Genomic DNA, 21,058 nt, shown 5'->3' on the forward strand with positions numbered 1-21,058 from the left:
GGGGGGGGGGCGGGGGGGGGGGAGGGGTTTTTCGGGCCCCCCCCGGGGGGGGGGGGGGGGGGCCCCCGGGGGGGGGGGGGGGGCGGGGGCCGGGGGGGGGCCCCGGGGGGGGGGGGGGCCCCCGCGCCGGCGGATTCCGCTCACGGGGGTCAGCAGCCGCCGGAGGTGGAGGCGGTCCCCGGGGCCGTGGCGCCGATCTGGAGCGTGGCGGGGGCGCCGCAGCAGCCACCCGACGCCTCGGCCGCCTCGGGCTCGTCGAACAGCCCCGCGCCACCGCACACACCGGTCTCCGGGAGGGTCAGCTCGACACGCTCGGCCGCCTCCGTGTCCCCGGCGAGTGCGGCGGCGATCGAACGGGTCTGCTCGTAGCCGGTCATGGCCAGGAACGTCGGAGCGCGTCCGTAGGACTTCATGCCCACCAGGAAGACGCCCTGCTCGGGGTGGGAGAGCTCGCGCACGCCGTGGGGGTACACGGTGCCGCAGGAGTGGACGTTGGGGTCGATGAGCGGCGCCAGTTCGACGGGGGCCTGGAGACGCTCGTCGAGGCCGAGGCGGAGCTCGGAGTGGAAGGAGAGGTCGGGGCGGAAGCCGGTGAGGACGACGACCTCGTCGACCGGCTCGGTGCGGCCGCCGTCCTCGGAGACCAGCACGAGGCGCCCGTCGCCGTCGCGTTCGACGGCCGCGGTGCGGAAACCGGTGACGGCGGAGGCGTACCCGGCGTCGACCGCCGCCTTGGCGGCAAGGCCCAGCGCGCCTCGGGCGGGGAGCTGGTCGGCCTCGCCGCCGCCGAAGGTGGACCCGCTGATGCCCCGGCGCAGCACCCACACCGCGTGCGTCCCCGCCTCCTCCTTCGCCAGGTCGGCGAGGGTGGCCAGGGCCGTGAACGCGGAGGCGCCGGAGCCGACGACGGCGGTGCGCCTGCCGGCGTAACGGGCCCGCACGGCCCGGTCCTTGAGGTCCGGGACCCGGTAGGAGATCCGGTCGGCCGCCGTCCTTTCCCCGAGCGCGGGCAGACCGTTGCCGCCGAGGGGGCCCGGAGTGGTCCAGGTGCCGGAGGCGTCGACGACGGCGCGGACGGTGATCCGCTCCTCACCGCCGTCCGCAGTGGTGACGTGCACGGTGAAGGGCTGCTCGTCCCGGCCGGAGTCGACGACGCGGTCGCGGCCCGCGCGGGCGACGCCGGTGACGGTGGTCCCGTAGCGGACCCTGTCGCCGAGGACGTCGGCGAGCGGCTGGAGGTACTGCTCGGCCCAGTCGCCGCCCGTCGGGTAGGCGGCGTCGTCGGGCCTGACCCAGCCGGTCGGGGCCAGGAGCTTCTCGGCCGCGGGGTCGACGACCTCGGCCCAGGGGGAGAACAGCCGCACGTGCGCCCACTCCCGCACGGCGGTGCCCGCGACCGGGCCCGCCTCCAGGACCAGCGGTTCGATGCCCTGCTCGATCAGGTGGGCCGCGGCGGCGAGGCCGACGGGCCCGGCTCCGACGACGGCGACGGGCAGCTCGGTGGTAGCAGGCGCGTTCATCGGTCCACTCCTCGTTGTTTCGATGTTTGTCGATGCGTTCTGCGGCCAGCATCACACCTGCATCGACGTCTGTCAACATAGACATTCATCGAACTGTTGCCCTCGGAGCCCCGAGCTGCTTCGACGTGTGTCAACATAGACATATGTCGAATACGCAGGTGCTGCCACTGCTGGAACCGGAGTCCGCGCCCGTTGTGCCGTGCTGCCCGCCACTGACCGAGCGCCCGCTGAACGCGGAGGAGGCGGAGCGCACCGCGAAGATGTTCAAGGCGCTCGGCGACCCCGTGCGCCTGCGGCTGTTCTCGGCGGTCGCCTCCCACGAGGGCGGCGAGGCGTGCGTGTGCGACATCTCCGACGTCGGCGTCTCGCAGCCGACGGTCTCCCACCACCTGAAGAAGCTCAAGGAGGCCGGGCTGCTGACCTCCGAGCGGCGCGGCACCTGGGTCTACTACCGGGTCGAGCCGTCCGTGCTCGCCGCGATGGGGCGCCTGCTGACGACGGCCGCCGCCGCCTGACGCCCGCGCCGGGCGACGAAGGCGCCCCCGGCGACAGCACCACGAAGAGCGCAATTGATATTGGGAACCATTTTCAGCTAGGGTCTGGGGCGGTCGCTCACCTGGAGGTTTCCCATGGCCGTTCCCAAGCGGAAGATGTCCCGCAGCAACACCCGCCACCGCCGCTCCCAGTGGAAGGCGACGACGGCCCAGCTCGTGCCGGTCACCGTCGACGGTTCCACCTACCTGGTGCCGCAGCGGCTGGTGAAGGCCTACGAGCGCGGCCTGCTGCACCCCGAGGGCTGACCGGCGTGACCGGCCGACTGCCCGTGACCGTCCTGTCGGGCTTCCTCGGGGCGGGCAAGACCACCCTGCTCAACCATGTCCTCGGCAATCGCGAGGGCCTGCGCGTCGCGGTCATCGTCAACGACATGAGCGAGATCAACATCGACGCGGCGCTCGTGCGCGGCGGCGAGGCCGCGCTGTCGCGGACCGAGGAGCGCCTGGTCGAGATGACCAACGGGTGCATCTGCTGCACCCTGCGGGACGACCTGCTGGAGGAGGTCGACCGGCTGGCCCGCGAGGGCCGCTTCGACCACCTGCTGATCGAGTCCAGCGGCATCTCCGAGCCGATGCCCGTCGCCGCGACGTTCGCCTTCCCCCGCGACGACGGCGCGACCCTCGGTGACGTCGCCCGACTGGACACCATGGTCACGGTCGTCGACGCCGCCAACTTCCTGCCCGAGCTGGCGGGCGGGGACGGGCTCGCCGAGCGCGGTCTCGACCAGTACGAGGACGACGAACGCACCGTCAGCGACCTGCTGATGGACCAGATCGAGTTCGCCGACGTCATCGTGCTCAACAAGCTCGACCTCGTGGACGCCGACGACGCCGCACGGCTGCGGGCCGCGCTCAGCCGCCTCAATCCCGTCGCGCGCATCGTCCCCGCCCGCCACGGCCGAGTCGCCGTCGGCGAGGTGCTGGGCACGGGGCTGTTCGACCTGGAGCGCGCCCAGCAGGCACCGGGCTGGGTCATGGAGCTCAACGGCGACCACGTCCCGGAGACCGAGGAGTACGGCATCTCCTCCACCGTCTTCCGCGCCGCACGGCCCTTCCACCCGGGGCGCCTGTGGGAGTTCGTCACCGAGGGACTCGACAGCGGGACGTACGGGCAGGTCCTGCGCTCCAAGGGGTTCTTCCGGCTGGCGAGCCGGCCCGCCGTGACGGGCCTGTGGTCGCAGGCCGGCTCCGTGGCCCGCTTCGAGCCGTCGGGCGTGCGCGACGCCGGCAGCACACAGGACCAGGAACTGGTCTTCATCGGCACCGGCCTGCGCGCCGACGCGCTCCGTGCCGCGCTGGAGGCGTGCCTGATGGCGGACGGCGAACCCGTGCCCCACGACGACCCGTTCCCGGCATGGGACACGTACGGCATCGCCGACGCCTGCGAGCACGAGCACGAGCACGGCGTCGCGGCGCAGGAGCACGCCCCGGAGCATGCGCACTCCCACGAGCAGGGGCACGCCCACGAGCACACGCACCTCCGCGAGCACGGGCACGGCCCGGCACGGGAGCACGTGCTCCGGCCCTGAACCTCCGGGCCGGACGGTGGTCGCAGCCACGGCACCGTCCGGCCCGGACCGTCCTACGGGGACGTCCGCACTCAGTCGTCGAGCGCGTCCCGCACGTCGCCCAGGTCGACGAACGTGAAGTCCGTTCCGGCGCGGTCGCCGTCCGCCGGGGTCTCGTCGCCGTCCTGGACCACCAGCAGGCCGTTCGGATATCGGTGGCCCAGCGGGGCGTTCAGCACCGCAGCGCCGTCGCACTCCTCGGACCCGTCGAGCGTCGCGGACGCCGCGGTGACCCGGAAGCCGCCCTCGTACTCGTTGTCGTCCCCGACCTCGCGGTCGTACGCGGCGAAGGTGTTGTCGCCCTGGCTGGAGGCGAGGACGTATCCGTCGCCGTCGGACTCGGTGAGCAGCGTCAGCCCCTCCACGTCCGCGGCCAGGCGAGAGCCGCCGTAGCCCGGGTCGGGTCCGGCGACGCACTCGTCCGACGGCTCGTCGTACGTGGCCGGCACGCCGTATTCGCGGACCTTGTCGACCAGTTCGGGCGTGCCCGTCAGATCGGCGCGCAGCCGCCAGACGCCGACGTCCTCCTGACCGGCGTAGAGCATTCCGTTCGCCGGGTCGACCACCATGCCCTCGACCTGGGGGAGTGCGCCCGGCTCGGCGCACGGCGTCCAGGACGTGCCGTCCGGGAGCCGGAAGGCGGAGGGCAGGTCCAGGGTGCGGACGGTGCGGTAGGTGACCGTGCCGGCGGGCGTCGGGGTCAGCTCCAGCAGCGCGACTGTGGTGCGCTCGCGACGGCTGACCAGGGCGTATGAGCGGCCCGTCGCCGGGTCGGTCCAGGTGGCCAGGCCGTACGCGGTGCGCTGGTCGTTGATCTCGTCCTGGTCCGCGGAGAACACCGGCGGCGCCGCCGGATCGGTGACGTCCGTGAGCGGACCGCCGGGCCGGTCGCGGTCGATGCGGTGGACGCGCAGGCGGTCGTGGCCGCGGTCGCTGGTCACCGCGACGTCGGCCCGGCCCGACGGCAGCCGCAGGCCGTGGACGAGATCGACGTTGTTGAAGCGGCCGGGGGCGTCGCCCTCGGCGGCGGGCGGCGGTGCGGGCACCGACTGGACCGGCCGGGCCGCGAGGTCGTAGACGCGCAGTCCGCCCTCCTTGGCGGTGGCGATGACCAGACTGCGCCCGGGATCCGCCGCGTTGCGCCAGATCGCGGGGTCGTCGGCGTCGGCGTTGCCGCCCGCCTCGTCGTCGTGGAGCGTGGGGGTCTCGGCGCGCGGCGTCACGGCGGGCAACAGGGCGCCGGAGGTCGCCGAGGCCGGCGCGGTGGCGACGGCGGCGAGCGCCGTCAGAGCGGTGACGAGCACGGCTGCACGAGCGTTCACGTGGGCTCCTCGATGCCGGGGACACGGTGATCCGCCGTGAGCCTGCGGGCGGGCCGTGACGGCACGGCGTCCTCGGGGTGATGCCCGCGCATGCATGTCATGAACTCATCGAAGAGGCCCCGAACGGGCTCCCCGCACCACGAATGGCACACTGACCCTCCGCCGCTCGAAGGGGCCCCGCCGTGCCGATGATCCGCAGCCTGCGCCGCGTCGTACACCGCGCCTACCGCCGCACCGTCGACCTCAGCCACCCCGCACGCTCGCCGCTCGGCAGCGCGGTGGTCAATTGCGTGCTGTACGAGGACGGGGAACGCCGGCCCGGCCCCTCCACGGCCGACGAGGCACTGCGCGAGGCGCGCAAGACCGGGCGCGGTTTCGTGTGGATCGGCCTGCACGAGCCCGACGAGGCCGAACTCGCCTCCCTCGCCGAGCTGTTCCGGCTCCACCCGCTCGCCGTCGACGACGCGGTCCGGGCGCATCAGCGCCCCAAGGTGCAGCGCTACGACGACCCCGACGGGCCCGGGACGCTGTTCGCCGTGTTCAAGACCTGCCGCTACGTCGAGCACGAGGAACTGACCGCCACCAGCGAGGTCGTGGACACCGGCGAACTCGCGGTCTTCGCCGGCACCGACTTCGTCATCACGGTCCGGCACGGGCGGCACGGTTCGCTGGGCCCGCTGCGGGAGGAACTGGAGGCCGCGCCCGAGCAGTTGGCGAAGGGCCCGGCCGCCGTCCTGCACGCGATAGCCGACCACGTCGTGGACGACTACCTGGCCGCGGCCGACGCGCTCCAGAACGATGTGGACGCCGTCGAGACCGCCGTCTTCAGCCAGCACGCCGGCCGCGGGGACGCCGGGCGGATCTACCAGCTCAAGCGCGAGCTCCTGGAGCTCAAGCGGGCCGTGACACCGCTGGAGCGGCCCCTGCGGGTGCTGGCCACCAGCCCCCTGCCGCCGATCGGCGAGGACATCCAGCCGTACTTCCGCGACGTCGCCGACCACCTGGCCCGCACGTGCGAGCAGATCAACGCCTTCGACGGACTGCTCGACTCGATCCTCCAGGCGCATCTCGCCCAGGTGACCGTCGCCCAGAACGAGGACATGCGCAAGATCACGGCATGGGCGGCGATCGTCGCCGTGCCCACGATGGTCTGCGGGGTGTACGGCATGAACTTCACGCACATGCCGGAACTGCGCTGGACCTACGGCTATCCGCTCGTCCTGGCCGTGATGACGACCGCCTGCGTGCTCATCCACCGCAGCTTCCGCCGCAACGGCTGGCTGTGAGCCGCGCCCGCGCTCAGGTCAGGGCGATGAACAGCCCCAGCGTCACGAGCGCGACCGCGCCGCCGTAGAGCGCGAGGGTCACCGAGTGGGCCTCGGCGGAGGGGTCCGTGCCGCCGCCGGCCCGGCGCAGTCCGAGGACGGACCTCACGAGCAGGACGAGCGCTGCCGCACAGCAGGCGGCGATCAGTGAGTCAGCCACGCGGCGACGCTCTCACGCGACGCGCGCCCCCGCATCCGGGACGCGTCCGACCGGGTCGGGGCGCGTCGGGACGCCGCCCGCACGCGCGTCGGGGACGTCAGGCCGCGTCCGACCGGGTCGGGGACGCGTCGGGAACCGGCCCCGCGCCGGGAGGCCGTCAGGAAGTCGGCCGCGCGCGCTCCGGGCGCGTCAGGACACCGGCCACCACGCGTCGGAGACGCGTCAGGACGTCGGGCGACCGCGCTCCGGCGCGAGTTCCGTCAGCGTGTCCGTCAGCCACTTCGTCCAGAACGTCTCCAGCTCGATGCCCGCCCGCAGGACGACATGGCGCAGCCGGTCCTCCTGGGTGATGCGGCGTTCCGGCGGGAAGTCGCGCGCCTCGATCCGCTCGTAGTCGGCCAACTGGGCGCGGTGCAGTTCCAGGTGGCGGACCAGTTCGTCCTCCATGCCCGCGCCGCCGACCACCGCCGCCGCGCGCAGGCGCAGCAGCAGCGGGTCGCGTACGGACTTGGGGTCCTCGGAGCGGGCCGTCCAGGCGGCCAGTTCCTCGCGGCCCGCGGGCAGGACCTCGTACTCCTTCTTCTGCCCGCGGGTCGGCTGCGCCGACGGCAGGGCCCTGATGTGGCCGGCCTGCTCCAGTTTTCCCAGCTCGCGGTAGATCTGCTGGTGGGTCGCCGACCAGAAGTAGCCGATCGACCGGTCGAAACGGCGCGTCAGCTCCAGGCCCGACGAGGGCTTTTCGAGCAGGGCCGTGAGGATCGCGTGGGGCAGGGACATGGCCGCAGCTTAGGACTCGCACCGTCGTGGGGGTCCCGCCCACCCGGCCCGCCGGGGGCCGGGCGGCGGGACCGCCCCGCGGGGCGTCAGCCCGCCCAGACCTCGGCCTCGTCGGCCGGGACGGTGGTGGTCAGGCCCAGTTCCTTGCGGGCCGCGACCGTCTTGTTCGGGTCGAGGCCGGTGAAGGCCGGGTCGTAGGAGACGTAGAACGCGTCGGAGTCGGCGGCGTTCGCGGCCTTCTTCCAGTGCCCGGCGGTCTTCTCCAGCTGCGCGCGGAGCTTGCCGGTCTCCTCGCCCTGGATGCCCTGCAGGCCCTTGACGTGCGCTTCGAGGGCGGCGGCGACGGCCTTGGCCTGCGCCTTGTAGCCGTCGAGGTCATCCTCGACGTTGTCCGCCTCGGGCTGGTTCGCCCACAGCGCGTCGTAGACGGCGTTCGCGCCCTTGAGGTAGGCGGTCTGCTCGGGCTTGTCCGCGCCGCTCTTCAGCGAGCCGGTGATCGTGCCCTTCTCCTTGGTGTAGGAGCAGCTCACGGCGCGGTCGCCGGTCGACCAGCTCTCCTTGGTCGGCGTGTAGTAGAAGATCTCGACGCCCTCGGGCAGCGCCCAGGTGTCGGGGGCGAACTTCGCCGCCTCGGCCGGGCAGCGCTCGTCGGCGGTCGCCCAGATCGCCTCGTTGCCGGGGAACGTCTTCGCGTCGTCGAGCGTGAACTCGCCGACGACCTGCCCCTGGTGCGCCTCGCCGCACGGCACCATCTCGATGCTGAGCGTCTCGCCCTCGGCCGCCTTGGTGTTCGGGTTGTAGCAGTCCCCGATGTTCAGCTGGAAGACCGAGCGCTGGCGGGCCACCTTCTCCGCGCCGTCCTTGGCGCTCTCGACGACATCCGAGCAGCCCACGGCGCCGACCGCGAGCAGGGCGACGACGGCGGAGATGCCGCGCAGAAGACGGGAAGGGGTGCGGACTGCCATGACGCGTACATCCTCTTATGAAAGTCTTATGAATGTCGGCCGCATCGTATGCCACCCCTGTGACAGCGCTGTGGGCACGGGCACGCTGCGGCTGCCGGGCGGGACGCGAGTGCGTCACCGCCCGGCCGCGGAGCGGGTCATGGCAGGTCGCCGGCCGTCCCGGGCCCACGACGGGAAGGCATGGTCACAGGGCGGCAGCGAGCCGCGTGCCCTGGTCGATGGCGCGCTTCGCGTCCAGCTCGGCGGCCACGTCCGCGCCGCCGATGAGGTGGACCGTACGGCCGGCCGCGCTCAGCTCCTCGTACAGCGAACGCTGCGGCTCCTGGCCGGTGCACAGCACCACCGTGTCGACCGGCAGCACCGAGGAGGTGCCGTCGACGGTGATGTGCAGGCCCTCGTCGTCGATCCGGTCGTAGGTCACGCCGGCCGTCATCGTCACGCCGCGGTGCTTGAGTTCCGTGCGGTGGATCCAGCCGGTCGTCTTGCCGAGCCCGGCGCCGACCTTGCTCGTCTTGCGCTGGAGCAGGTGCACGGCTCGCGGCGGCGCGGGGCGCTTCGGCGCGGTGAGGCCGCCGGGAGCGGCGTAGGCCGTGTCGACGCCCCACTGACGGAAGTACGTCTCCGGGTCCAGGCTCGCGCCCTCGCCGCCGTCGGTGAGGTACTCGGCCACGTCGAAGCCGATGCCGCCGGCGCCGACGACCGCCACGCGCTCGCCGACCGGCGCGCCGTCGCGCAGCACGTCGAGGTAGCTGACGACGCTCGCGTGGTCGACGCCCGGGATCTGAGGCGTGCGCGGGGTCACGCCCGTGGCGACGACGACCTCGTCGAAGGTGTCCGCCGGCAGGTCTGCGGCCGAGACCCGGGTGCCGAGGCGCACCTCGACACCGCGCTCGACGAGCTGCGTACGGAAGTAGCGCAGGGTCTCGTCGAACTCCTCCTTGCCGGGCACGCGCTTGGCGATGTTCAGCTGGCCGCCGACCTCGTCGGCCGCGTCGAACAGGGTGACGGCGTGGCCGCGTTCGGCGGCGGAGACGGCACAGGCCAGGCCCGCGGGTCCGGCTCCGACGACGGCGACGCGCTTGGCCCGCCGGGTGGGGGCGAGGACGAGCTCGGTCTCGTGGCAGGCACGCGGATTGACCAGGCAGGAGGTGATCTTCAGGCTGAAGGTGTGGTCGAGGCACGCCTGGTTGCAGCCGATGCAGGTGTTGATGCTCTCGGGCCGGCCGGCCTGCGCCTTGGCCACGAACGCGGGGTCGGCGAGGAACGGCCGGGCCATCGAGACCATGTCCGCGCGCCCGTCGGCCAGCAACTGCTCGGCGACCTCGGGGGTGTTGATCCGGTTGCTGGTCACCAGCGGGACGGACACCGCGCCCATCAGCTTCTTGGTGACCCAGGTGTAGGCGCCGCGCGGCACGGACGTGGCGATGGTGGGGATACGGGCCTCGTGCCAGCCGATGCCGGTGTTGATGATCGTGGCGCCGGCCGCCTCGACGGCCTTCGCGAGCGTGATCACCTCGTCGAGCGAGGAGCCGCCGGGCACCAGGTCGAGCATGGAGAGCCGGTAGATCAGGATGAAGTCGGGGCCGACCGCCTCGCGGGTGCGGCGGACGATCTCCAGGGGCAGCCGGATGCGGTTCTCGTACGAGCCGCCCCAGCGGTCGGTGCGGTGGTTGGTGGCGCTCGCGATGAACTCGTTGATGAAGTAGCCCTCGGAGCCCATGATCTCGACGCCGTCGTATCCGGCGGAGCGCGCGAGGACGGCGGCGCGGACGAAGTCCTCGATCGTCTCCTCGATCTCGGCATCGGTGAGCGCGTGCGGGACGAACGGGCTGATCGGGGCCTGGATCGCGCTCGGGGCGACGAGGTCCTGGTGGTAGGCGTACCGGCCGAAGTGCAGGATCTGCATGGCGATCCGGCCGCCCTCGGCGTGCACGGCATCGGTGACGACCCGGTGGCGGTTGGCCTCGTCCTCGGTGGTGAGCTTGGCGCCGCCCTCGTACGGGCGGCCGCGGTCGTTGGGGGCGATGCCGCCGGTGACGATCAGGCCGACGCCGCCGCGGGCGCGCTCGGCGTAGAAGGCGGCCATGCGCGCGAAGCCGTTCTCGGCCTCTTCGAGGCCGACATGCATGGACCCCATCAGCACCCGGTTGGGCAGCGTCGTGAACCCGAGGTCGAGCGGGCTCAGCAGATGCGGGTACGGGGTCGGCCGGGCAGTGCTCGTACTCATCGGGGCGCCTCCTCGCGCGGGCTCGTCGCTTCCCAGTTCTAGCGACCCCCGGACCCTTTTGCAACAAAGTGCAAAATGAGCTCGATCACGCTCGTCCGAATGCGGTCGTCCACGCGGTCGAAAAAGTGCTTTCATCAGCCATACGGGTGATCTTGGGCATACAACCCCGTTCCGGACCTCTACCGTGGCGGCCGTGGCGGGTTGGCAGCAGGTGAGCGCACTGGGGATCGTCGCGGTTCTCGGCACGCAGGGGGCGGGCATCGGCACCTCCGCGGCCGAGGACCCGGACGGACGCGGGCGGGCCGCGGTGTCGGCATCCGCACCGGCACGGGAGGCGGCGGAGCCGCAGCCGGCCCTGTCGGTGTCCGTGTCCCTGCCGGGCCCGGCAGGATCACCTCTCGGCGTGACGATCGGCGTCGGCCACTGCCCGGCGCCGAAGCCCCCCGTTCCCGTACCGCCGCACCCGGCGCCGAAGCCGCCCCCGCCGCGGCCCCCCGCGCCGAAGCCGCCCGCTCGGCCGGCACCCCCTGCACCGAAGCCGCCTTCCCCCGAACCGCCCGCGCCCCCGGCCACGCCTGCGCCTCCATCTCCGGCCACGCCCGCGCCTCCGCCTGCGCCGGCGCCTGCGGAGGAGCTGCCGTCACCGCCCCCCGCGCGTCCGGCACCGCCGGCCCCACCCCCGCCTCCGAACGAGCCGCCGCCCGCTGCGGAATCGCCCGTCGCCGCACCGCCGCCCCAGGCGGTCGCCATCCGTACCTACCGGCCCGCCGCACAGCGCCCCAAGGCCGACGGCACCCCCCTCACGGTCCTGATGCTCGTGACCACGACCCCGGCCGTGCTCGCCGCGGCCATGCTGCGTCCCCGTTCCGGTTCCGCCGCTCGGCGCGGCCGCTCCTGACCCGCCTCGTCCCGCACGCCCTCACGACACCCCGGAGATCCCCATGTCCGAATGGCTGGTCCTCGCCACCGTGATGGCGGCCGCCTGCGCCGTCGTCCTCGTCGTCACGCTCCTCAGCCAGCGCAGGACGCGCGACGCGGCGGACGGCCTGGAGGCCGCGGAGGCGCCGGAGACGCCCGACGTCCTCGAGTACATGGTGATGATGGTCGGCGTCGTGTACGCGATCGTGCTCGGCCTCGCCATCGCCGGCGTCTGGGAGGCCCGCGGGGCCGCCCAGGATGCCGTACGCGCCGAGGCGCAGGCGCTGTACGAGGTCACCCAGCGCGCCCAGGTGTACCCGGCCGACTTCCGGGAGCAGCTGCGGACGAACGTCGACGCCTATGTCGCGGAGGTGGTCGAGGAGGAGTGGCCGCGGATGATCGACCACGAGGAGCTGTCGCCGCGCGGGACGGAGCTGCTGGCCACCGTGCGCACCGGGGTCGCCGAGCGCGAGCCGGTGAACGAGTTGGAGGCGCAGGCGTACCAGCCGATGCTCGACCAGGTGGCCGCTGCCGAGGACGCGCGCAACGCCCGGGCCTCGGGCGCCGAGGAGACACTGCCGGGCATCGTGTGGTTCGGCCTGATCAGCGGGGCGGTCGTCACCATCGGGCTGATCTTCACGATGCAGATCGGCCGCTCCTTCCGGGAACTGCTGCTCGCCGGTCTTTTCAGCGCGCTGATCGCGTTCCTGCTGTTCCTGGTGTGGGACTTCGACGCGCCGTTCGGGCGGTCCGGCACCGAGTCCGCGGACGCCTTCCGCCAGCTCTTCCCCGGCGCGGCCGGCACCGGGTGACCGGCACCGGCTGACCGGCGCGGGCGCCTCGCGGCCGGGCCGGCGCCGAGATCACTTCTGGGCGTGGTCGCCCACGTAGAAGAGGAGCCATACGAAACCCGCGAAGAGGTGGGTCGCGAACACGTACACGAAGACGCGCAGCGCCACGCCGCGCTCCTTCCACTCCTCGCTCTCGTGTCCACCCATGCCGGCCTCCGGCCCTCGCGGTCGCGGCCCCGGGCGGGGCCGGGGACCAGGGTACGGGCGCGGGCCGGGCGCCGCGGAATACCGACCGGAGGGGCGTCGTTCACGGGTATAGTTCAAGATTCAACCACTAGCCCGAGAGGTGACCTCCATGCAGTTCGGCATCTTCACGGTCGGGGACGTCACGACCGACCCGACCACTGGCCGTACGCCGAGCGAGCACGAGCGGATCAAGGCCACGATCGCCATCGCCGAGAAGGCGGAGGAGGTCGGCCTGGACGTCTTCGCGACGGGCGAGCACCACAACCCGCCCTTCGTGCCGTCGTCCCCCACCACCCTCCTCGGGCACCTCGCGGCCCGGACCGACCGGCTGACCCTGTCGACCTCGACCACCCTGATCACCACCAACGACCCGGTGAAGATCGCCGAGGACTACGCCTACCTCCAGCACATCGCCGACGGGCGCGTCGACCTCATGATGGGCCGCGGCAACACCGGCCCGGTCTATCCGTGGTTCGGGCAGGACATCCGGCAGGGCATCCCGCTCGCCATCGAGAACTACGCGCTTCTCCACAGGCTGTGGAGGGAGGACGTGGTCGACTGGGAGGGGAAGTTCCGCACTCCGCTCCAGGGCTTCACCGCCACCCCGCGCCCGCTGGACGGCGTCCCGCCGTTCGTCTGGCACGGCTCGATCCGCTCCCCCGAGATCGCCGAGCAGGCCGCGTACTACGGCGACGGCTTCTTCCACAACAACATCTTCTGGCCCATGTCCCACACCCGGAAGATGGTCGCGCTCTACCGCGAGCGCTACGCGCACTACGGACACGGCACGCCCGAGCAGGCGATCGTCGGACTCGGCGGCCAGGTGTTCATGCGCGGGAACTCGCAGGACGCCGTGAAGGAGTTCCGCCCGTACTTCGACAACGCGCCGGTCTACGGCCACGGCCCCTCCCTGGAGGACTTCACCGAGCAGACTCCGCTGACCGTCGGCTCCCCGCAGCAGGTGATCGAGCGCACGCTCGGCTTCCGCGACGCCGTCGGCGACTACCAGCGCCAGCTGTTCCTCATGGACCACGCCGGACTTCCGCTGAAGACGGTGCTGGAGCAGCTCGACATCCTCGGCGAGGAGGTCGTGCCCGTGCTGCGCAAGGAGTTCGCCCGCCTGCGGCCGGACACCGTGCCCGAGACGGCGCCGCTGCACCCCGCCGTCGCCGCGCGCGACACCCAGGACACCCATGGCATCCAGGACACGAAGGAGTCGTCATGACGCACACCGCCGAGCCGCTGCGCCTCGTGGTCGTCGCCGCGGGGCTGAGCGTCCCGTCGTCCACGCGGCTGCTCGCCGACCGGCTCACCGAGGCCGTACGCCGCGAACTCGCGGGCGCCGGACGCCCGGTGGAGGTTCGCGTCGTGGAGCTGCGCGACCTGGCCGTGCCGATCGCCCACCACTTCGTGACGGGCTTCCCCGCGCCCGCGCTCGAGGAGGCGATCGAGGCGGTGACGGGGGCGGACGCGCTGATCGCGGTCACGCCGGTGTTCACGGCCTCCTACAGCGGCCTGTTCAAGTCCTTCTTCGACCTGGTCGAGCCCGACGCCCTCGCCGGCACACCCGTCCTGATCGCGGCGACCGGCGGGACGGCCCGGCACTCGCTGGTGCTGGACCACGCGCTGCGGCCGCTGTTCGCCTACCTGCGGGCCGCGGTCGTGCCGACCGCCGTGTACGCGGCGTCGGAGGACTGGGGCGGCACGGGCGACGCGCTCACCGCCACCCTGCCGGACCGCATCGCGCGGGCGGGGCGCGAGCTGGCCCGCACGCTGGTCCCGACGGCCGGCGTCCCGGCTCAGGGCGCGCCGGAGGCGGCTGCCACCGCCGACCTGTTTGCCTAGTTCTGGGTTCCTAGGCCACTTATCCGTAGGCTTGAACCGAGTTCGAGCTCATGAACCACGGAGGTGGCGGAATGGCGAAGACCGGCAGGATCGTCGTGGGGGTGGACGGCTCCGAGCCGTCCGTCCGGGCACTGCGCTGGGCCGTGCGGCAGGCCGGGCTCACCGGCGAGGCCCTGGAAGCCGTCATCAGCTGGGAGTACCCGGCGGCGGGCTGGGCGGCCATGGTGCCCGCCCTGCCCGCGGACTTCGACCCCGAGGGGATGGCGGGCAGGATCCTCGACGACACACTGGAGCAGACCGTGGGTGCCGAGGCCGCGGCCTCGATCACCCGCAAGGTCATGATCGGCAACCCGGCGCAGGCCCTGATGGACCGTGCCCAGGGGGCGACGCTGCTGGTCGTCGGGGACCGCGGGTACAGCGGGTTCAAGGCGGCACTGCTGGGCTCGGTGGGGCTCCACCTCACCCAGCACGCCCCCTGCCCGGTCGTGGTGGTGCGGGGCGAGGCGGAAACAGCCTGACGGCTTCGCCGGGCGCGCTCGGTGGTGCCGCCCCTGGGCGCCCCCGCCTCGTACCCACCGGCCGCGACGCGCGGGCGGGGCGGCCGCGACACGGGGCGGCCCGGCTCTACTTGCGGTTGTAGAGCCGCATCGTCACCGAGCCGAACACGACCACGAGCACCGCGGACCAGCCCAGGGACCAGCCGATGTCCGCCGCCGGCCAGTTGCCCGCCATCAGTTCGCGCACGGCCGTCGCCACATGGGTGACCGGGCTGTTGTTGACGAACGCCTGGAGCCAGCCCGGCATGGTCCCCGGGTCGACGAACACATTGCTCAGGAACGTCATCGGGAAGATGACCATCATGCTGACGCCCATCACCGACTTCTCTGTGCGCAGCAGCAGGCCGAACATCGTCCAGATCCAGGAGAACGAGAACGAGAAGACCATCAGCAGCACGACCCCGAGCACGATGCCGACCGGTCCGCCCTCGGGGCGGTAACCGATGACCAGGCCGACGGCGAGCATGACGACAGAGGCGATCAGATAGCGCACGACGTCGCCGAGGAGGTAGCCGACCATCGGGGCGGGCCGCCAGATCGGCAGCGTACGGAAGCGGTCGAAGACCCCCTTGGAGATGTCGTTGTTGACCGCGACGCCCGTGTACATCGTGATCATCACGACGCTCATGGTGAGGATGCCGGGCAGCAGGAACTGGATGTACGCCGAGACCGAGCCGGCGATCGCGCCGCCGAAGAGGTACGTGTACATCAGCACCATCATGATCGGGAACGCGGTCACGTCGAACAGCTGCTCCGGCACGTGCTTGATCTTGAGCATGGCGCGCCAGCCGAATGTCAGCGACGTCGACCAGGCGCTCGGTCGCGGCGGCCGTTCCCCCGAGAGCAGGGCGGCGAGCGCCTCCGCCCTCGGCGCCTGGAGTTCGATGTCGCCGGAGTCCTGGGTGGTGGTCGCGGTGCTCATGCCGCCTCCCCCTTCTTGTCGGTCAGGGCGAGGAAGACCTCGTCCAGGCTGGGCTGCCCCAGCGCGAAGTTGTCCACGGTGATGCCGTTGCGGGCCAGCTCGGCCAGCGCGTGCGCGGCCTGCTCCGCCGCTCCCCGGTCGCTGCCGCTGCCGTCGACCCGGGCGGTGAGGGCGACCGGGTCGGGGTCGAGCACGACCTCGGCGCCGAGCGCGGCGGCCAGCACCCGCTCGGCCGCGGGCCGCTGCTCGGCCTCGCGCAGCCGCAGATGGACGGCCCCCGACCCGACGGACGCCTTCAGCTCGCCCTTCGTGCCCTCCGCGATCACCTTGCCGTGGTCGATCACGGCGATACGGGACGCGAGCCGGTCGGCCTCGTCCAGGTACTGGGTCGTCAGCAGCACGGTCGTGCCCTGGGCGACGACCGCGCGCACGATGTCCCAGACCTGGTTGCGGCTGCGCGGGTCGAGCCCGGTGGTCGGCTCGTCCAGGAACAGCAGGTCCGGGGTGTTGAGGATGGACGCGGCGATGTCGATACGGCGCCGCATGCCGCCCGAGTAGTTCTTCACCTGCTTGTCGGACGCCTCGCGCAGGCCGAAGGCCTCCAGCAGCTGCGCGGCGCGCTCGCGCGCCGCGGACGTGGAGTGGCCGAGCAGACGGGCGAGGAGCACCAGGTTCTCGGTGCCGGTCAGGTCCTCGTCGACGGAGGCGTACTGACCGGTGAGGCTGACCCGGCTGCGGACCGCGTCGGCGTCCCGCTGGACGTCCTTGCCGAAGACGCGGGCCTCGCCGCCGTCCGGCCTGAGCAGGGTGGCCAGCATGCGCACGGTGGTCGTCTTGCCCGCGCCGTTGGGTCCGAGGACTCCGTAGACCGTGCCGGCCGGCACGCGGAGATCGACGCCGTCCACGGCGCGGTTGTCGCCGAAGACCTTCACCAGGCCGGTGGTCTCGATTGCCAGGTCAGTACTCATCGTCAGCCCTTCGGTTCCTTGGGTCCGGAAGTCAGGACTCGTGCGGGTGCGCGAATTCATCGGTGGGTCCGGAGGGACATGCTGGGCAGGGGGCGCGAGACGGCAAGGCACGGCCGCCGGATCGGATCCGGCGGCCGCGCGGGAGAACGTCCGGCCCGTCGGGCCGGGGACTCAGCCCTCCTGGAGCAGGGACAGGTGCTGGGCCGGGCCGCTCTCACTCATGGGTGTAGTAGTAGTAGAACGTCACGAGCCCGAGCCCCAGGCCGACCGCGACGCCGATGCCCGCCGCCCTGAGCACGCTCCCGCCGGCCAGGCTGGTCAGAAACCCGATGATCACCGCGGTCAGCGCCCCGTACGCCAGCGCCCGCAGCTCGCGCGGCAGGGCGTGCTGGATACGGCCGAGACCGAAGGCGACCGCGCCGACCGCCACCGCGCAGACCACGCCGAGGACCCACTGACCGCCCGTGGCGATCCCGCCGTTCTCGAAACGCTGGATGGACGCGGCCCAGATGCCGACCGTCACGGCGAGCAGGGCGGGCAGTAGCAGGCCGAGGCGGCCGTGGTGGGGGCGTTCGGACGTCCGGTGCCGACGCCGCCGCCGCGGCATCGCTGCTTGTGAGGCCATGGCGCAGAGCTCCTTCTCTCCGACCCCCGTCCCTACAGGGCACACCCGTGCGCCCCCGGCGGCAAGTCAGGCCGGCCGAGTACCCCCGTTCTCCCCGGACAGCGGCAACGGACTCGGCCGGACTGGCGTCCTCAGGGCAGACGGACTGCCCGCGCGCAGTCGACGACTCGCGGCTCGGAGGCCGGCGTGGACCAGGAGACCAGGGACGGCACGTATCCGGAGGCCGGGCCGTACACCGCCCGTCCCGGCCGCGGGCGGCGCGGGGGCGCGGTGTTCGCCGGGCTGCTGCTCGTCGTCCCGACCGCTGTCGTCGCCTGCCGGGCCGCGGACACCGACGCCGTCACGCCCCTGCCGCAGCTGCTCGCCTTCCTGCCGTGGCTGCTGGTCCCGGCCGGCGTCGCGCTGCTGTCGGCTCTGCCGGGCCGCCGCCGCCTGGTCGCGGCGTGGGCGGTGGCGGTGCTGGCCCTGACCGGCTGGTTCGTCAGGCCGTACGACACCGGGCTGACCGAGGACCCGCCCGGGCCGGTCGTCGCCCGCCTCGACGTGCTCACGGCGAACCTCGAGTTCGGCGGGGCCACCGACGCGCTGGTCTCGGCCCTCGCCCGGGAGCGGCCCGGTCTCGTCTTCGTCCAGGAGTGCCCGGCCGCGTGCGCCGAGGCGCTCGCGTCCGAGGTCTCCCGCGCCGACTACCCGTACCGCCGAGTCGTCGAGGCCGATGGCGCGGCGGGCTCGGCGATCCTCAGCCGGTACCCGCTGACCCCCGCGCCCGGCGTCCGCTCCGTGCTCGGCATGCCGGGCGCCGTCGCCGATGTCGCGGGCCGGCGGGTGGATCTCCAGCTCGCGCATCCGATGCCGCCCGTCCCCGGCGCCGTGGCCGACTGGCGCGGGGACCTGGCGCGGTTGCGCGACCGTGCCGCTGCGGCCGCGGACCGCCCGTCCCTCGTCGCGGGCGACTTCAACGCCACGCAGGACCACGCAGCCTTCCGTGACCTCCTGCGGGCGGGCGGCCTGCGCGACGCGGCCCGGCTCGCCGGCGCCTCCCGTACCCCGTCCTGGCCCGCCGGCCTGCCCCGCCCGTTCGGCGTGCAGATCGACCACGTGCTGGTCAGCGAGGACTTCTCGGTGCGCTCCGCCCGCTTCCTCGACCTGGCGCACACCGACCACAGAGCGCTGCTCGTCACCCTGGAACTGCACGACGTGCGCTGAGAAGTCGGCGGAGTCAGAGTGGGGACGTGGTGCGAGGCCACGCGGGGCGGCCGGTTGGTTGACCAGGAAGTGGCAGTCATGAAAGACGAGCAGATCATCGACGACATCGGCGCACTCGTGGAGGAGGAGCGCGCCCTGCGCGACTACTCGGTCCAGCAGGGCGGACTCGACGCGGACCGGCAGGCCAGGCTCAAGGAAGTGGAGATCCGCCTCGACCAGTGCTGGGACCTGCTGCGCAGGCGGCGGGCGAAGTCGGAGTTCGGCTACAACCCCGACTCGGCGCAGGAGCAGCCCGCCGACGAGGTGGAGAACTACGAGAGCTGACGTGCCCGTCCCGGTCGCCGTACTTGCGCGAGAGGTGCGTTCCGGGGTCTTTTGACACCATGGCGGATCTCCAGGGCGGGACGGCAGCGGCGGGCGGGCGCGCGGGGCGGCTCGCCCCACCGGAATGGCTGCTCCGCGGTCTGCGTCCGCAGAACGCGCCCGTCCCGCGCGCCGCCGTCGCCCGCGCGGCCGTCGCCCTTGCGGCACCGCTGGCCGTGGGGCTCGCGTCCGGACAGCCCGCGTACGGGGCGCTGGCGTCGATGGGCGCGCTGTCCGGCGTCATCGGGGACACCGCCGACGCCTACCGGATGCGGCTGCTGAACATCGCCGTCCCGCAGCTCTTCGGCGCGGTCGGCGTCACGCTCGGCACGCTCGTGTACGGGCACGGCTGGGCCGCGGTCGGCGCGCTCACGCTCGTCGCGCTCGTCTCCGGCATGATCTCGTCGATCGGCGCGGTCGCCTCGGTGTCCGGCCTGCTGCTCCTGCTGAACGCCGTCGTCGGCGCCGGCCTGCCGATGCCGGGACCGTGGTGGAAGGCGCCGCTGCTGCTCACCCTCGGCGGCCTCTTCGTGCTCGTGCTGACCCTGCTGGGCTGGCCGCTGCGCGGGCGGATACCGGAAGTGGCCGCGGTCGCCGCGACCTACCGCAGCGTCGCCGAACTGCTCGCCGCGGCGGGCACGGGCGACTACGACGAACGGCGCCAGGACGTCACCCAGTCCCTCAACACCTCCTACGACCTGATCCTGGCGCGGCGCGCCCGCGACCACGGACGGCGCGGCCCGCTGGTGCGGCTGCTGGCCCAGCTGAACGTGGTCATCCCGCTCGTCGAGGCCGCCGCGGCGGCACACCGCTACGGCCGGGCCTCTCGTCGGCCCGAGATAGCCGCCGCCGTACGGGAGTTGGCGGACGCGGTGGAGCGCGGCCGCGGCCCGGAACCGGAGTGGGTGCTGCCCGCTCCGGAGGGCCCGGCGGACCGGGCCGTCGACCGGGCCCTGCGCCACGCGTCCGCGGTCGTCCACCGGCCCGACGCCGACCCCGCTCTCGCCGACGACCGGCTCGGCCGGCCCGCGGCACTCGGCGTCCGCGTCCGGCGGGCGGCGCGCAGCGTGCTGATGTCCGAGCCGTCCTGGCGGTACGGGCTGCGGCTCGCGCTGTGCATCGGCATCGCCCAGACGTTCGTCTCGCTGGTGCCGGTGACCCGCTCGTACTGGGTCGCGCTCACGGTCACGTTCGTCCTCAAGCCCGACTTCGGCTCGGTGTTCTCCCGCGCGGTGCTGCGGGCGCTGGGCACGGCCGCGGGCCTGCTCGTCGCCGCCGCGGTCCTCGCGGCGGTGCCGCGCGGCTGGGCGGACGTGCCGGTGATGATGCTCCTCGCCGCGCTGATCCCGGCGTTCTCCGCGAAGGGCTACGCCTTCCAGACCGCGGCGATCACCCCGGTGATCCTCATGCTGTCGGACGTCCTCAACCACCAGGGCTTCCACCTGGTGCTGCCCCGGCTCGTGGACAGCCTCGTCGGCTGCGCGATCGCGCTGGTGGCGGGTTACCTGCTGTGGCCGGAGAGCTGGCACACCCGGATCGGCGACCGGCTGGCGCGGGCCGTGGAGGACACGGCGGATTACGTGGCGTGCGCGTTCGGCGCGCCGGGCGGGACCGACAAGGGTGAGCGGGTGCGGCGTCGTCGGCGGCTGTACCGGGACCTGTCGTCCGTACGGTCCGAGTTCCAGCGCGCCCTGACCGAGCCGCCGCCGACCGGCGCACGGGCCGCCGCCTGGTGGCCGCTCGTGGTGGCCGTCGAGCGGATCGTGGACGCCACGACGGCGGCCCGGGTACGCGTGGACCACGGGGCGGAGCCGCCGCGCGACGCGGAGATCACCGGCATCGAGGAGCAGCTGCGCGAACTCGCCGAGGGCGTGCGCTCCAGCGAGGAGCTGGTGGAGGTGCGCGCCGACCTGCCGGGCGACGAGAAGGGTGTCCTGGAGCCGCTGCGCCAGGAGGTGAGGGCGGCGCGGGCGATCGCCTCGCCCGCGCCCCGGTCATGACCCCGGCCCCCGGCCCTCTCTTTCGGATCCTGCCGGGCTCGCGTGCCCTGGCACGGCACCTCTCCCCCGTAGCCCTTCGGGCACGGGAGGTGCCCCCGGCGTTGTCGTCAGTCGCCGACGATCCGCGTGGACTCTCCCCTGGGGGCACCTCCCAGCGGTAGCTGGGGGACTTCGGCCGGGAGGTGCCCCCATCCTCCAC

General features: G+C 73.1%; 21 protein-coding genes. 11 read left to right on the top strand and 10 right to left on the bottom strand.

Annotation, left to right across the window (positions count from 1 at the left end; genetic code table 11):
* Positions 1 to 149: 149 nt before the first annotated feature.
* Positions 150 to 1,520, bottom strand: a complete 1,371-nt coding sequence (locus ACF08N_RS11165; RefSeq protein ID WP_392324334.1) for an NAD(P)-binding domain-containing protein — start codon at positions 1,518 to 1,520, stop codon at positions 150 to 152.
* 143 nt (positions 1,521 to 1,663) lie between these two features.
* On the opposite strand from ACF08N_RS11165, the gene ACF08N_RS11170 reads away from it, so the two are divergent.
* The 3 genes from ACF08N_RS11170 to ACF08N_RS11180 all read left to right on the top strand — a co-directional run bounded on the left by ACF08N_RS11170 (position 1,664) and on the right by ACF08N_RS11180 (position 3,603).
* On the top strand, positions 1,664 to 2,035 hold the full coding sequence (locus ACF08N_RS11170) for an ArsR/SmtB family transcription factor (protein ID WP_392324335.1): 372 nt from the start codon (positions 1,664 to 1,666) through the stop codon (positions 2,033 to 2,035).
* 114 nt (positions 2,036 to 2,149) lie between these two features.
* Positions 2,150 to 2,320, top strand: coding sequence for a 50S ribosomal protein L32 (gene rpmF, locus ACF08N_RS11175; protein WP_392324336.1), 171 nt, complete (start codon positions 2,150 to 2,152; stop codon positions 2,318 to 2,320).
* A gap of 5 nt (positions 2,321 to 2,325) precedes the next feature.
* The gene (locus tag ACF08N_RS11180; RefSeq protein ID WP_392324337.1) at positions 2,326 to 3,603 is read left to right on the top strand and encodes a GTP-binding protein; all 1,278 of its coding nucleotides are present in this window, start codon (positions 2,326 to 2,328) and stop codon (positions 3,601 to 3,603) included.
* A 71-nt stretch (positions 3,604 to 3,674) separates the two neighbouring features.
* Here ACF08N_RS11180 and ACF08N_RS11185 read toward each other — a convergent pair whose 3' ends face one another.
* A complete protein-coding gene (locus ACF08N_RS11185; RefSeq protein WP_392324338.1) occupies positions 3,675 to 4,964 on the bottom strand; it encodes a phytase in 1,290 nt (429 codons plus the stop codon).
* Between the two features lie 188 nt (positions 4,965 to 5,152).
* Between ACF08N_RS11185 and ACF08N_RS11190 the strand changes: the two genes are divergently transcribed.
* Complete coding sequence (locus ACF08N_RS11190) at positions 5,153 to 6,250, top strand: magnesium and cobalt transport protein CorA (RefSeq protein WP_392324672.1); 1,098 nt, start codon at positions 5,153 to 5,155, stop codon at positions 6,248 to 6,250.
* Between the two features lie 13 nt (positions 6,251 to 6,263).
* On the opposite strand, the gene ACF08N_RS11195 is transcribed toward ACF08N_RS11190, so the two are convergent.
* From ACF08N_RS11195 to ACF08N_RS11210, 4 genes are all read right to left on the bottom strand, one after another.
* The gene (locus ACF08N_RS11195; RefSeq protein ID WP_392324339.1) at positions 6,264 to 6,449 is read right to left on the bottom strand and encodes a hypothetical protein; all 186 of its coding nucleotides are present in this window, start codon (positions 6,447 to 6,449) and stop codon (positions 6,264 to 6,266) included.
* A gap of 222 nt (positions 6,450 to 6,671) precedes the next feature.
* The gene (locus ACF08N_RS11200; RefSeq protein WP_392324340.1) at positions 6,672 to 7,226 is read right to left on the bottom strand and encodes a PadR family transcriptional regulator; all 555 of its coding nucleotides are present in this window, start codon (positions 7,224 to 7,226) and stop codon (positions 6,672 to 6,674) included.
* Between the two features lie 86 nt (positions 7,227 to 7,312).
* Complete coding sequence (locus tag ACF08N_RS11205; protein ID WP_392324341.1) at positions 7,313 to 8,191, bottom strand: septum formation family protein; 879 nt, start codon at positions 8,189 to 8,191, stop codon at positions 7,313 to 7,315.
* A gap of 184 nt (positions 8,192 to 8,375) precedes the next feature.
* Entirely contained in the window at positions 8,376 to 10,418 is a 2,043-nt protein-coding gene (locus tag ACF08N_RS11210; protein WP_392324342.1) for an FAD-dependent oxidoreductase, read from the bottom strand.
* Positions 10,419 to 11,359: 941 nt separating this feature from the next.
* Between ACF08N_RS11210 and ACF08N_RS11215 the strand changes: the two genes are divergently transcribed.
* Positions 11,360 to 12,148 carry a hypothetical protein gene (locus ACF08N_RS11215; protein WP_392324343.1) on the top strand — a complete coding sequence of 263 codons (789 nt, stop codon included), beginning with the start codon at positions 11,360 to 11,362 and terminating at the stop codon, positions 12,146 to 12,148.
* 51 nt (positions 12,149 to 12,199) lie between these two features.
* Here ACF08N_RS11215 and ACF08N_RS11220 read toward each other — a convergent pair whose 3' ends face one another.
* Positions 12,200 to 12,334, bottom strand: a complete 135-nt coding sequence (locus ACF08N_RS11220; RefSeq protein ID WP_392324344.1) for a DUF6126 family protein — start codon at positions 12,332 to 12,334, stop codon at positions 12,200 to 12,202.
* A 148-nt stretch (positions 12,335 to 12,482) separates the two neighbouring features.
* Here ACF08N_RS11220 and ACF08N_RS11225 point away from each other — a divergent pair, with 148 nt between their 5' ends.
* From ACF08N_RS11225 to ACF08N_RS11235, 3 genes are all read left to right on the top strand, one after another.
* Complete coding sequence (locus ACF08N_RS11225; protein ID WP_392324345.1) at positions 12,483 to 13,598, top strand: LLM class flavin-dependent oxidoreductase; 1,116 nt, start codon at positions 12,483 to 12,485, stop codon at positions 13,596 to 13,598.
* Positions 13,595 to 14,218, top strand: a complete 624-nt coding sequence (locus ACF08N_RS11230; RefSeq protein ID WP_392324346.1) for an FMN reductase — start codon at positions 13,595 to 13,597, stop codon at positions 14,216 to 14,218. The genes ACF08N_RS11225 and ACF08N_RS11230 overlap by 4 nt, the downstream gene beginning before the upstream one ends.
* 71 nt (positions 14,219 to 14,289) lie before the next feature.
* The gene (locus ACF08N_RS11235; RefSeq protein WP_392324347.1) at positions 14,290 to 14,736 is read left to right on the top strand and encodes a universal stress protein; all 447 of its coding nucleotides are present in this window, start codon (positions 14,290 to 14,292) and stop codon (positions 14,734 to 14,736) included.
* 106 nt (positions 14,737 to 14,842) lie between these two features.
* On the opposite strand, the gene ACF08N_RS11240 is transcribed toward ACF08N_RS11235, so the two are convergent.
* The 3 genes from ACF08N_RS11240 to ACF08N_RS11250 form a co-directional block, all read right to left on the bottom strand.
* Positions 14,843 to 15,697, bottom strand: a complete 855-nt coding sequence (locus tag ACF08N_RS11240) for an ABC transporter permease (protein ID WP_392324348.1) — start codon at positions 15,695 to 15,697, stop codon at positions 14,843 to 14,845.
* A complete protein-coding gene (locus tag ACF08N_RS11245) occupies positions 15,694 to 16,665 on the bottom strand; it encodes an ATP-binding cassette domain-containing protein (protein WP_392324349.1) in 972 nt (323 codons plus the stop codon). The genes ACF08N_RS11240 and ACF08N_RS11245 overlap by 4 nt, the downstream gene beginning before the upstream one ends.
* A gap of 214 nt (positions 16,666 to 16,879) precedes the next feature.
* Positions 16,880 to 17,290 (bottom strand): hypothetical protein, encoded by a 411-nt coding sequence (locus tag ACF08N_RS11250; RefSeq protein WP_392324350.1) that lies wholly within the window; start codon positions 17,288 to 17,290, stop codon positions 16,880 to 16,882.
* Between the two features lie 186 nt (positions 17,291 to 17,476).
* Between ACF08N_RS11250 and ACF08N_RS11255 the strand changes: the two genes are divergently transcribed.
* The 3 genes from ACF08N_RS11255 to ACF08N_RS11265 all read left to right on the top strand — a co-directional run bounded on the left by ACF08N_RS11255 (position 17,477) and on the right by ACF08N_RS11265 (position 20,859).
* A complete protein-coding gene (locus ACF08N_RS11255) occupies positions 17,477 to 18,496 on the top strand; it encodes an endonuclease/exonuclease/phosphatase family protein (RefSeq protein WP_392324351.1) in 1,020 nt (339 codons plus the stop codon).
* A gap of 78 nt (positions 18,497 to 18,574) precedes the next feature.
* Positions 18,575 to 18,820, top strand: a complete 246-nt coding sequence (locus ACF08N_RS11260) for a DUF2630 family protein (RefSeq protein WP_392324352.1) — start codon at positions 18,575 to 18,577, stop codon at positions 18,818 to 18,820.
* Between the two features lie 59 nt (positions 18,821 to 18,879).
* On the top strand, positions 18,880 to 20,859 hold the full coding sequence (locus tag ACF08N_RS11265) for an FUSC family protein (RefSeq protein ID WP_392324353.1): 1,980 nt from the start codon (positions 18,880 to 18,882) through the stop codon (positions 20,857 to 20,859).
* Positions 20,860 to 21,058: the final 199 nt, after the last annotated feature.

The sequence above is a fragment of the Streptomyces sp. NPDC015127 genome (assembly GCF_043080095.1).
Taxonomy (GTDB): domain Bacteria; phylum Actinomycetota; class Actinomycetes; order Streptomycetales; family Streptomycetaceae; genus Streptomyces.

Coding starts and splice junctions, on each gene's coding strand:
- ACF08N_RS11205 (WP_392324341.1), bottom strand. CDS start 8,191: ATGGCAGTCCGCACCCCTTCCCGTCTTCTGCGCGGCATCTCCGCCGTC.
- ACF08N_RS11245 (WP_392324349.1), bottom strand. CDS start 16,665: ATGAGTACTGACCTGGCAATCGAGACCACCGGCCTGGTGAAGGTCTTC.
- ACF08N_RS11260 (WP_392324352.1), top strand. CDS start 18,575: ATGAAAGACGAGCAGATCATCGACGACATCGGCGCACTCGTGGAGGAG.
- ACF08N_RS11250 (WP_392324350.1), bottom strand. CDS start 17,290: ATGGCCTCACAAGCAGCGATGCCGCGGCGGCGGCGTCGGCACCGGACG.
- ACF08N_RS11200 (WP_392324340.1), bottom strand. CDS start 7,226: ATGTCCCTGCCCCACGCGATCCTCACGGCCCTGCTCGAAAAGCCCTCG.
- ACF08N_RS11220 (WP_392324344.1), bottom strand. CDS start 12,334: ATGGGTGGACACGAGAGCGAGGAGTGGAAGGAGCGCGGCGTGGCGCTG.
- ACF08N_RS11215 (WP_392324343.1), top strand. CDS start 11,360: ATGTCCGAATGGCTGGTCCTCGCCACCGTGATGGCGGCCGCCTGCGCC.
- ACF08N_RS11240 (WP_392324348.1), bottom strand. CDS start 15,697: ATGAGCACCGCGACCACCACCCAGGACTCCGGCGACATCGAACTCCAG.
- ACF08N_RS11225 (WP_392324345.1), top strand. CDS start 12,483: ATGCAGTTCGGCATCTTCACGGTCGGGGACGTCACGACCGACCCGACC.
- ACF08N_RS11210 (WP_392324342.1), bottom strand. CDS start 10,418: ATGAGTACGAGCACTGCCCGGCCGACCCCGTACCCGCATCTGCTGAGC.
- ACF08N_RS11235 (WP_392324347.1), top strand. CDS start 14,290: ATGGCGAAGACCGGCAGGATCGTCGTGGGGGTGGACGGCTCCGAGCCG.
- rpmF (WP_392324336.1), top strand. CDS start 2,150: ATGGCCGTTCCCAAGCGGAAGATGTCCCGCAGCAACACCCGCCACCGC.
- ACF08N_RS11165 (WP_392324334.1), bottom strand. CDS start 1,520: ATGAACGCGCCTGCTACCACCGAGCTGCCCGTCGCCGTCGTCGGAGCC.
- ACF08N_RS11230 (WP_392324346.1), top strand. CDS start 13,595: ATGACGCACACCGCCGAGCCGCTGCGCCTCGTGGTCGTCGCCGCGGGG.
- ACF08N_RS11170 (WP_392324335.1), top strand. CDS start 1,664: ATGTCGAATACGCAGGTGCTGCCACTGCTGGAACCGGAGTCCGCGCCC.
- ACF08N_RS11190 (WP_392324672.1), top strand. CDS start 5,153: ATGATCCGCAGCCTGCGCCGCGTCGTACACCGCGCCTACCGCCGCACC.
- ACF08N_RS11265 (WP_392324353.1), top strand. CDS start 18,880: ATGGCGGATCTCCAGGGCGGGACGGCAGCGGCGGGCGGGCGCGCGGGG.